General features: G+C 30.9%; 10 protein-coding genes. All 10 read right to left on the reverse strand.

The features are described from left to right. Nucleotides 1-278: 278 nt before the first annotated feature. The gene (locus tag JMO20_RS16350; protein WP_202710780.1) at nt 279-1565 is read right to left on the reverse strand and encodes an adenylosuccinate synthase; all 1287 of its coding nucleotides are present in this window, start codon (nt 1563-1565) and stop codon (nt 279-281) included. A gap of 234 nt (nt 1566-1799) precedes the next feature. Continuing rightward, nucleotides 1800-3005: an HD-GYP domain-containing protein gene (locus JMO20_RS16355; protein WP_202710781.1), complete on the reverse strand. Its 1206-nt coding sequence runs from the start codon at nt 3003-3005 to the stop codon at nt 1800-1802. A gap of 65 nt (nt 3006-3070) precedes the next feature. Beyond that, a complete protein-coding gene (locus tag JMO20_RS16360; protein WP_202710782.1) occupies nt 3071-3682 on the reverse strand; it encodes a GNAT family N-acetyltransferase in 612 nt (203 codons plus the stop codon). 218 nt (nt 3683-3900) lie between these two features. After that, entirely contained in the window at nt 3901-5244 is a 1344-nt protein-coding gene (gene dnaB / locus JMO20_RS16365) for a replicative DNA helicase (RefSeq protein ID WP_202710783.1), read from the reverse strand. A gap of 106 nt (nt 5245-5350) precedes the next feature. Then, nucleotides 5351-5797 (reverse strand): 50S ribosomal protein L9, encoded by a 447-nt coding sequence (rplI, locus tag JMO20_RS16370; RefSeq protein ID WP_202710784.1) that lies wholly within the window; start codon nt 5795-5797, stop codon nt 5351-5353. Beyond that, nucleotides 5794-7803: a DHH family phosphoesterase gene (locus tag JMO20_RS16375; RefSeq protein WP_202710785.1), complete on the reverse strand. Its 2010-nt coding sequence runs from the start codon at nt 7801-7803 to the stop codon at nt 5794-5796. Before JMO20_RS16375 ends, rplI begins: the two co-directional genes overlap by 4 nt. A gap of 18 nt (nt 7804-7821) precedes the next feature. Further along, the gene (locus tag JMO20_RS16380; protein ID WP_202710786.1) at nt 7822-8760 is read right to left on the reverse strand and encodes a DUF2232 domain-containing protein; all 939 of its coding nucleotides are present in this window, start codon (nt 8758-8760) and stop codon (nt 7822-7824) included. Between the two features lie 11 nt (nt 8761-8771). Further along, the gene (locus JMO20_RS16385) at nt 8772-9095 is read right to left on the reverse strand and encodes a MazG-like family protein (protein ID WP_202710787.1); all 324 of its coding nucleotides are present in this window, start codon (nt 9093-9095) and stop codon (nt 8772-8774) included. Between the two features lie 327 nt (nt 9096-9422). Continuing rightward, nucleotides 9423-9938 (reverse strand): ECF transporter S component, encoded by a 516-nt coding sequence (locus JMO20_RS16390; protein ID WP_202710788.1) that lies wholly within the window; start codon nt 9936-9938, stop codon nt 9423-9425. Between the two features lie 104 nt (nt 9939-10042). After that, entirely contained in the window at nt 10043-11947 is a 1905-nt protein-coding gene (locus JMO20_RS16395) for an LTA synthase family protein (RefSeq protein ID WP_202710789.1), read from the reverse strand. Between the last annotated feature and the right edge of the window lie 80 nt (nt 11948-12027).

Raw genomic sequence — 12027 nt, forward strand, 5'->3', positions numbered from 1 at the left:
AGTGATTCACACAAAATCATAGATTTTGGTTCTCTACTTATACCAACTGAGCTAATGGGTCTTGGTTATGCCCTTCTTCATGAGCACTTTATATATGATACATGATATTTTATCCGTTGTCAACACTTTGAATGATTTTTTGTCGTTTTTTGTATAACAATTTTTAGTAGTTATTTTATTATTCATATATCATAAAATAACAAAAGCTGATTCCCTAAATATAACTTAATACAAATAGAAAAATCAGCTTTCAATATACTTTTTCACTTTATTTAAGATTAAAATATTTCTTCTATTATTAATGTTTCACTTCTTTTAGGACCTACAGATGCTATGCTTACCTTTACACCACTTAGTTCTTCTATTCTTTTTAGATAGTTCTTAGCAGTTTGTGGGAGGTCTTCGTATTTCTCAACATTCGTCATTTCTTCATCAGACCATCCATCCAGCTCTTCATATATTGGGTTACATTTAGCCAAAGTCTCTAAGCTAGCTGGGAAAGCTTCTATTTTCTCACCATCTAACTCATATCCCACACATATTTTAACTTTATCAAATCCTGCTAGAGTATCTATCCTAGTTACAGCAAATGAACTAAATCCATTTATCTGAGCTGAGTACTTTAACATAACCGCATCTAGCCATCCACACCTTCTAGGCCTTCCAGTAGTTGTACCAAACTCATGTCCTTTTTCTCTTATTGCATCGCCAATCTCATCATGCAATTCAGTAGGGAATGGACCTCTACCTACCCTAGTAGTATATGCCTTAACTACTCCCAAAGCACTCTTTAATCCAAATGGACTAATCCCTGCTCCAATTGATACTCCTCCTGATATTGGATGAGAAGATGTCAAATAAGGATAAGTTCCAAAGTCTAGATCTAGCAATGTCCCTTGGGCTCCTTCAAACAATATTTTTTTATTCTCTTTTAAAGACTTATTCAGTAAATCCGTTGTATCAGCTATATATTTTTTGATCTCTTCTAAATAACCGCTATATTCTTTAATTATAGCATCAGCGTCAAGACCTTCTTTTCCATACAGCTTCTCAATTATTTCATTTTTATTATTAATGTTTTCTCTTAATCTCTCTTCAAAAAATTCTTTATGAAAAACATCGCACATTCTAATTCCTGTTCTCTCAACCTTATCTCTATAGCATGGACCTATTCCTTTAACAGTAGTACCAATCTTATTCTTTCCTTTTTTCTCTTCTTCTAACTGATCAAGTAAAATATGATATGGAAAAATGATATGAGCTCTATCACTGATTCTAAGATTTTCTGTATTTATCCCTCTATCATTAAGGTATTTAATCTCTTCTAATAAAGATTTAGGGTTTATTACTAATCCATTTCCTAAAACACAAATTTTATCACCTGCAAAAATCCCTGATGGTATCAAGTGAAGTTTATATTGATTTTCTCCGATTTCCACAGTATGTCCTGCATTGTCACCACCTTGATATCTAACAACAAAATCTGCTTTATTAGCAAGATAATCTGTTATTTTTCCTTTACCCTCATCACCCCATTGGGCACCTAGTATTACGAGAGTTGACATATAATCCTCTCCTTTACAAATTAATATTGTAAGTAAAACGGAGTTGTATTCGCAAAACACGAATTTCCCTTTACTATATTATCAAATACAACCTTTAAAGTCAATTGAAATACGAATTATTTTACATTATCCATTTATATCGTTCGTTAATTATTGTAAAAATAAAAACCCTATTCAGGGCTTAATTTTTATTAAGGATTTAATAAAATAATGAATTGAATAACTTTTAAACTTCTATACTACATTATCAAGAATTTCTATCATTTTCTTAGAAATAAAACCATCCTTGCCCATACTCTTTAATATTTCCATTGCTTTATTGCGAGACATTCCTCCTCTATAAGGTCTGTCTTCTGTCAATGCTTGATATATATCTGCAACCGCAAGAATTTGATCTTCATTTGTCATCCTAATTGCATCTAGCTTTTCAGGATACCCTTTTCCATTCAACTTTTCGTGATGATTGCCAGCCCATTCTGCTATGTCCTCTAAGCCATTTATCTGTTGAAGAATAATTTTCGTATAATATGGATGAGACTTGATAACCTCAAACTCCTCTTTAGTTAACTTTGAAGACTTTTCTAATATTTCGTTAGGAACAACTAACTTACCTAAATCATGTAATAATCCTGCAATTTCCACCTTTTCTATCTCATTACTAGAGTATTTAAGATATTCTGCCATCTTTCTTGATATCTTAGCTACACCTCTAGAATGCCTATGGGTAAACTTACTTTTATTATCAATTAATAAAGCAAAGGCATCTGCTATTCTTTTCAAATCATCCATATTTATTATCTTTTCCTCTTTTGGCATAATCATATTCAAAAGTTGATGCATATTATGAAATTTAATATCGAACCAAAACTTATCTTGTTCAGCTATCTCTCCTAATACTTTTACTAGTAAAGGATTGCTTGCTTGTCCACTCTTTCTTTCTAACCACTTTCCAAAATTTTCTCTACCTAATTTAGTTTCTAATATATTGCAATTATCAATATCAAAGGAGTCAGCAAGATTAATTATTTGAGATTCTATTGGAATTTCATCTCCTTTTAAACCGTACACTCCACTACCATCCCAACTTTCGTGATGATATAAAATATATTTTGAAATATCATCAGACAATGGAAGCTTTTCAGCTATTTGAGACCCTAAAAAACAATGCTCCTCTTTTAGTTTGCTTTTATAGTGTATTTCTTTTATAGTGTAAGATGATAATTGCCCTGTCATACCTATGTCATGAATTAATGCTGCATAAAATATATTATTTAGCTTGTCCTCATTTAATCCAATATGCTTAGCTATGTTATAAGAAATATAAGCAGTCCTTCTAGAGTGCTCAAAATTTCTGTTTTCTGCTATGTCTAATGCTAAAGAAAATGCAAATAGTAATTGACTCAGGTTCACATTCAGCTCTTTGTCTTTTAATACTCTCATCTCTAATCAATCTCTCCTTCAAAAGTTATCCACATATCCACAGAGATATGCACATATGTTCGGTGTTATTCGCTTGCTAAAGCTTCCCTCATTTCACAGAACTTTTTATGTTCAATTTTCATTTGGTAAAGAAAACAATATATATCCCCATCTTCTAGAAAGAAATATTCCGTATCAACATATTTGTCTAAATTATATATCCTAATATCATCATTATCAATCTTTTCTTTATATTCATCTATGATTTCAAATCCACATTTCTTATAGCATCTTAGAGCTCTCTTATTAAACTTTGCAACTTCAAGATACATTGTTCGCATTCTAATTTTGTTAAAAAAATAGTCTAAGAAAAGGTTAATGGTTTCCGTTCCAAATCCTTTATTAATGAAATTCGGATCAAATACAATACCAAGAGTAGCACTTTTTTTAAACTTTTTTATATCTTTTATTGTTAAGTACCCTATTGTTCTATTGAAATTATCTAATATAGAATAGCATTTTTTACTCTTCCTGCCTGTTTTAATATTGAACCATTCTTTAACTTCCATATCATTTAACTTAGGAAAATTATAATCATAAAATAATGGATCGTCGTGCTTCCCCCAATCACGCATGGCATATACATCTTCGACTAGCAAATGACGTATCTTAATACTACTAGACTCTGCAATAAACATAATCCTTCTCCCCTATACATTTTTTAAATTTAGACTAGCCTATATATAATAGTTTATGAACCAATTTTGTTCATTATTATTATTTATACAGGATAGTCTGTAATAGGGCTATTCTTAACAATATTATTAACTTTATATCTTTATTTGTTATTGAGCTATAAATTACTTTACCCTTAATTTAAGATAATATTAAGTATTTGAATTTCTTTTCTAACTCATTAATCTCTGAATTTTTCAAGGTTAACAAACTTAGTAAATTGACCCATAAATACTAATTCTATCGACCCTGTAGGGCCATTTCTATGCTTTGCAATAATTACTTCACCTATATTTTTCTTTTCTGTATCTTCGTTATAATATTCATCCCTATAGAGAAACATTACTATATCAGCATCTTGCTCTATGGCTCCAGATTCTCTAAGGTCAGATAGTATTGGTCTATGATCAGCCCTCAATTCCGGAGCACGAGATAGCTGAGATAGAGCTATAACAGGACACTCCATTTCTTTAGCCAAACCCTTCAAGCCTCTAGATATAGCTGAAATTTCTTGTTGTCTACTTTCAATTTTTCCATTTCCCTGCATCAGCTGCAAATAGTCAACTAGAACTAAATCCAACCCTTGTTCAACCTTCAGCTTTCTACATTTAGCTTTCATTTCCATAATAGTTATTCCTGGTGTATCATCTATAAAAACTTTAGATTTTGATAGAGGTCCCATGGCACTAACTAACCTAGGCCATTCATCTTCAGATAATGTACCGTTTATTATCTTCCCAAGCTCTACGTGGGATTCCGTACTTAGCATACGCTGAACAAGCTGTTCTTTAGACATCTCAAGACTGAATACTGCCACAGACGCATCTGATCTCAATGCGCAGTTTTGAGCAATATTTATACCAAAAGTTGTTTTCCCCATTGATGGTCTAGCCGCAATTAAAACTAAATCAGACTTCTGCAATCCTGAAGTCTTATTATCCAAATCAATAAATCCAGTGGCTAAACCAGTTATACCATCCTTCTTTTTAGACATTTCCTCTATTCTATTAAAACTGTCTAGTAAAACATCCTTTATTGGGGCAAATCCTTCATGACCTCTTCTTTGAGTTATATCAAATATCTTTTTCTCTGCCAGATCAATTATATTATTAATTTCATCATCTGCTTCATAGCCTTTAGCTATTATATCGTCAGAAGCCTTAATTAGCTTCCTTAATACTGATTTCTCTTCAACTATTTCACAATAATACTTTATATTAGCTGTTGTTGAGACAGCCTCTGATAAGTCAGCTAAATACACTACACCACCTATAGCATCTAGAGTTCCTCTTTTCTTAAGTTCTTCTGATAATGTTATAAGGTCTACTGGCTCATCTCTATCGTATATTTCAACAATTGATTCAAATATTTCCTTATGAGCTTCTTTATAGAAATCCTCAGATAACAAAATTTCTGTAGCTGCCACTATAGCATCCTTATCTAATATCATTGCTCCTAAAACAGATTGTTCCCCTTCTATACTATGAGGTGGAATCTTCCCTAAGGTTTTTAAATCAGCTGTCACCTTAACACCTCCTATGGATTTAATAAAAGCGGCAACTACGCCGCTTTTATGCTTGTCTATATTATAAACATTGCCATATTTAGTTTTATATAAACACCAAGTATTCTTATTTGGCTTTTACATGAACCTTAAATTTAGCAGTAACATTAGGATAAACCTTTGCTTCTACTTCAGTAACACCTAATGTTTTAATATTATTATCTAAATTAATTTTTCTTTTATCAATTTTTATCTTATGTTGCTTTTGTAAAGATTGAGCTACATCTTTAGTAGTTATTGATCCAAAAAGCTTTCCATTGTCCCCTGCTTTGCTAAATAGATCTACAGTAATCTTAGATAGCTTTTCAGCTAATTTTTTAGCTTCTTCTAGCTCTGATTCTTTCTTTAGTTTTTTAGCCTGCTTTTGCTCCTTTAATACCTTAACGTTTCCTTGAGTTGCCTCTTCTGCTAATCCCCTAGGAAGTAAAAAGTTTCTAGCATGCCCATCTTTGGCATTAACTACATCTCCCTTTTTTCCAAGTCCTTTTACATCTTTAAGTAATATTACTTTCATTCATCCTCACCTTCCTCTAGATATTCTCTTATTGCATTTTCTAACATAACTTCAGCGTCTTCTAAACTTACATCCTCTAGCTGAGCCCCAGCCACAGTTAGATGGCCACCACCACCTAATTTTTCCAAAATTAATTGTACACTTAGGTCTCCTAAGGATCTTCCACTAATATGAATTTTCCCTTCGTTATTTGTTAGTACAAAGGAAGCAGTAATACCTTTAATATTTAACAGTGCATCAGCTGCTTGAGCAACAATTAATATAGCATCCTCACTTTCTTTCTCTAGCCTAGAGATAGCTATAGTTTCTTCTATAAACTTAGCATTTTTAACTACTTCTGCTTTAGACACAAAAATTTCTAAATCATCTTGAAACAATTGCCTTACTGTAGTTGTATCTGCTCCCGCTCTTCTTAAAAAGGATGCAGCCTCAAAGGTCCTAACTCCAGTTTTAAAGGTAAAGCTCTTAGTATCAACACTTATTCCTGCTAATAGGGCTTCAGCCTCAAACTTTTCAATCTTAAGCTTATCTCCCATGTAATATAATATTTCTGAAACTAACTCACATGTGGAAGAAGCATATGGTTCTTGATATACTAGCACCGGATCTTCAATAAACTCTGCTCCTCTTCTATGGTGGTCTATTACCACAACTTTATCTACTATGTCTAATACCTTTGGTGCCTCAACAAAATTAGGTCTATGACTATCTACAACAACACATAATGATGATTTATTAGCTAATGTCTGTGCCCTTTCAGAAGTTATTATATGATCCAAATATTCTGGATGCTCTTTTTGAATTTTCCCATAGATATTCTGAATCGATGGATTTACACCATCTAAAACTATATATCCCGTTTTCTCTCTATTTACGACAGCCCTATATACTCCTATAGCAGCACCAAAGCTATCCATATCAGCAATCTTGTGACCCATAATAAAAACCTTATCGGATTGATCTATAAGCTGTCTTAGGGCATGAGCAATTACTCTCGCCTTTACTTTAGTTCTCTTCTCAACAGCCTTACTTTTTCCACCATAAAAGCTGAGCTTATCTATTTTCTTAACTACTGCTTGATCTCCACCTCTTCCTAAAGCAATATCCATTGCCGCACTGGCAAATTCATATAGTTGCCCTGGTGTTTTGCCATTCACTCCTACCCCTATACTCAAGGTAGCTGGAATAGTATTCCCTTGCTCTATTTCCCTTATATCGTCTAGTATATCAAATCTTTTTGTTTCTAGTAAATCAAGATTCTTATGTTCAAAAACAATAATATATTTATCATTCTCGTACTTTCTAATTAAACCATTCATTCTTTGAGCTAATGTGTTTAACTTCTTATCTATTTCAGCTAAAACTATAGGTCTATTAGCTTCATCGGTACTATTCTTTACATCTTCATAATTATCAATCTGAACTAAAGCCACATCAATCTTCTCATTATTGTATTTTTCCTTTAGTAACGAGAAATTGGTGGTATCTATCCAGTAAAGCATTATGATATAATTATCCTTGGACTCATTTCTGCGTTTACTTTTTACTAGATTATATAATACTTTATAGTACCTGTCATTAATAGAAACTTCCATGGACATATCTTCTTTACTTTCCATTATTTTATCTATGTTGAAGTCAGGTATAATATCATTAATATTTTTATTTAATAACCCTTGCTTATTTGTAACCTCTGTAAACTTTGGATTATACCAGCTTATAGATCCATCTAATTCAGCCATTACTAGAGGAATAGGAAGATTTAAAATTGCATGTTTCGTTGCCGAATCAAATTCTTCTGTTAATCCTTCAATATATTTTGTCCACTCTACTCTTTTCATATGGACATTGTTCCAATGATAGTATATTAAGTATCCTAGAACGATAACCCCTACCGCTGATATTTTAGGCTCATAAAACGCTATAACTCCTATCAAGATACCAATTATCCATAAATAGATTTTTGTATCTGGAGTTAAAATTTTAAATATTTTTTTATTGGCCATTATTTATCCTCCCAAAACTCAATTAGACTTCCCTAACTTTCTCAAATTAAATAATACATCTATTAACCCTACAAGAGAAATTACAGCAGAGTTAATGATAGCTAAAATTACTAAAATCACTTTTAAAACTTTATTCAATTTAAATTTATCCATAAAGTATATAATTACAGCTAACCCTTGAAGGAAGAACACAAATATTATTATAGCTGTTATATTTATAAAGATACTCTCAAAGTATAATACCTTTATATATTTTATTATTATAGATCCTAAAATCATTATCACTGAACCTAAAATAATATGTTTAGGAAGATTGAATAATTTAAATTTAGCTAATGTAATATTCTTATATCCAAATCTTCTTAATACAACAACTGCTCCCCAATAAACCACATATGTAGTTACAATTGCTGATGTCAATATGAAAAAAGGAAAAAGTACTAACATGTAATCAAATAATGATTTCATATAATCTTCCATTTGAGATAATTCATAGCTAGAAATATCTAATCCCTTTAGGCCCTCTACTTGCATAGTTAAAACATCATTTAAATACCCTTCCATTGATTCTATCAAACTCGTTCCACTAATAACATCAAACATAGTTATTGATAGTAATATCGATACCAATGCTACCCCAAAGCTAAATATAAGAACATTATTTTGTTTAAACTTTCTTTTAAGCATATATGAAAAAGAAATTGATAAAAATCCAAAGGTAATAAACATTAATAATCCTATAATCAAATTGGTTAACACTCCAATAAGTAAGCTAGATGCAATTAAAGCTAATATATTATACTTAGTACCATGTCTTACCCCTATTACTATAAATGGAATAGGGAAAAAGATTATTACAGTTGGAATAAAGTATAATCCGATGAGTGCAAATGCCACCATTAAAGTTGTAGTTATTGAAGTTTCTGCTATAGCTCTTGTTTTTTCTCCTAAATTCAAAATACCCACCTCTATCCTCTTGTTCTTTTAAAATAATCTAATAGTTTACTTAAATCTCCATACCATTTTTCAATCTTATGTTCTTCTACTATTCCTAATCTAACTTTACTTTCTAGCTTTTCATCTATTCTTTCAAAACTAACTCCTAAACGCTTACCTAGTAAATATGTAACAAGAATAATATTAGCTAATACATCTAGTATTGCCTCTTGACTATTTTGTACTCCTTTTACAAGTAATTGAAATAAAGTAGCCACTGCAGTCAGGATTTCACTTTTTAGCCATTCTATTACTCTTATATTCTTCGTAATATCTACGTTCTTATTATATCCCATTAATACTCCCCCTTAGATACATTATAACAAATGTAAGCTGATTATATCTATACATTATATATTTGAAATATATATACTTCTAAGTTAAACCTAAACTCTACAACATATAGATGTGTAATATATACTAGCTACATTAAAATTCTATATAGTATATATACTTATGTCAAATAAAAAGTATTTATTTGATATCATAACAAAAAAGCGCATAAATGTATATTCCATTTACGCGCTCACAGGATATAATAAGTTTTATATTGTCTAATTCCATTAATTTCACATGGATTAGATAACCTAAATATTAATTTAAAAAATTTTATTTTCTCATTCTTAACTCTTTATAAAAGTAGACTTTGGAAGTAATCTCATTACTATAATTGCTAAAACACCACCAACTAATGCAGTATATAATTGAGGTAAGCTTAGAGCAGTTACAAGTGGTCCTGGAACCTTAGTAAATAAACCTATAAGATATCTAGCCGAAATAGCTAAGAATGCAAACTTACCTATAGCTGCCACAATAATTCCAATATAGTCACCATTTTTTGCAATTCTCTTTCTAATAAATCCAAATAAAATAACTAAGATAGAATTGCCTATAATAACGAATGGCACTACTGGAGCCAATGGCATTAATCCAACAAAGAATGCTATTAGTGGCGTGAAGCATCCTATTATTATACCTGACAGTATTCCAACTAATCCTACGCTAACCAATAAGGTAAAGTTCACCAACGGCCCAACGACTCCTTGTCCAAGTCCATTCAGTCCAATTTGAAAAACAAGCGATATAGCTAATAGTACAGCTGTTCTAGTTATGTACTGAACTGTAAAATTTTCATTCATGGTAATCCCCCTTAATATTAATCCAATTTTAACTTCTCATATATATTATATAATATACTTCAAAATACTTCCATATTATATAAGCAAGAAAATAGCCAGAATAATTAATTATTCTGGCTATTTTCTTGCTCATTTATAATATCGTCTATTAGGTCATAATCTGACAGAAAGTTAGATTCTTTTATTTCTCTCATTGCTCTTAAATATCCTTCTCTGCATTTCTCTATATCTATAGGCTCCTTAGTTTTTCTGTCCCAAGCCCTACTATTTTCATAAATACCATCCTTAGACATCTCAAATACTATATCATCGTCTATAAAAGATCCTTTTGGTATATAATATTGGTTGGCTACAAAACCCTTCTCGCTATTTAAAAGGTCTCTACCATATCTCTTACCTTTTAAATCATCTATACCTACAAGATTCAGTATAGTTGGGAATAAGTCCATCTCTCCACCAACTATTTCTTTAGTTTCACTTATTCCTTTTCCAGGGATATTGATAATTAGTGGTATATTCATATACTCATCAAAAGTATATTCCGTACCTAAATAATCACTCATAATATCCTTATTCTTAGCTCTAGCAGGGTACAGCCCTGAATGATCTCCATATAAAACTATCATTGAATCTTCATACAATCCCTCATCCTTTAGTTTTTCAATAAACTGGCCAAAAGCTTTATCTGAATAGTTTATACTCTGTATATAATTCCCAAATAAAGTGTCTTCATGTTCTTTTTTAAGCTTGATATCTATAAGTTCTTCAGGCATATCATAAGGGTGATGACTAGTCAATGTTATTAGTACAGAATAAAAAGGCTTTTTAGCATCCTTTAAATGGTCCACAGCTTGATCAAAGAAATCTACATCATTAATACCTAATCCTATTAAGTCATCCTCATCATATTGAAAATCTTCTAGGCTCACAAAATTATCAATTCCAATTCTAGGATACATATCAGACCTTCCCCAAAACTCTGCATTATTTCCATGAAATGAATATGTGCTATATCCATTTTCTTTAAGAATCTTAGGTAAACTATAAAAGTAGTTCTGATTATATTTTTTAAATGTAGATACACTATCCGTTGGATACAATGAGTTGTTCAATATGAACTCAGCATCTGAAGTGTTTCCAGGACCTACCTGTTGGTAGAAGTTATCAAAGTAAAAGGCATCTGATTTCATAAATTTATTTAAATTAGGTGTTAACTCTTGCCCATTGTATACACTACCTATAAGAAAGTTCTGAAGTGATTCAAACTGAACTACTATAATATTTTTCCCTTTAGCTATTCCTTTATAGTTTTCAGTTTTATTATAGCCCTCATTTTGTTCATCTACTATTTCTTTAACTTTTTTGTCTAATTCTTCTTGATCTATTAACTCTTCATTTCTATTTGATAGTTTAGTGTATGCATCATATATATGGTAAGTAAATACACCATAATTATTATAAGCGTAGGTAGTATTACCATTTATATAGACTCCAGGAAATAGCATAAATACTGCTAATAAAGATACTGCTACTTTCATAAAAGTTCTATTTCTAAATTTAAATATAGAGTAGTCTATCTCTTTTTTCCTCAATAATATACCTAAAGGTATAAGATCTACTAGCATTACAAAATAAATAGGTCTTAGTATGAATAATATACTTTTCCATACCGTAGGTACATTACCTACAAAAAGAAACATTGTAACTGAAGGTAAGAATCCATAGTACTGGTAATATACTAAATCTACAAAAAGTATTCCTCCAACTAGTGCATGTATTATAAAACTAGATATTCTAAGCCTCTTAACTGGAATAAAAGCTAATATACTATAGAATAATAAGATAGCAGGTATCGTTCTCAAGAAAGCTATGACAATGTGCTTCTCATTAGTGAACCCGTATAATATTAATACTTTAACTAATGATATTAGTATCATTATTCCTATTAACTTATATAACTCTTTTACTTTATCATTTTTATTATTTTTTAATGATTCCTTCTTAGTCATACTATCTCCCCCTTTATTCTCACATAATTATCCTTAGTTATAAATCCTCAACCCCTACCAAATATACTGAGCGATAGGGC

The organism is Sporosalibacterium faouarense (assembly GCF_016765695.1).
Lineage (GTDB): Bacteria > Bacillota > Clostridia > Tissierellales > VENL01 > Sporosalibacterium > Sporosalibacterium faouarense.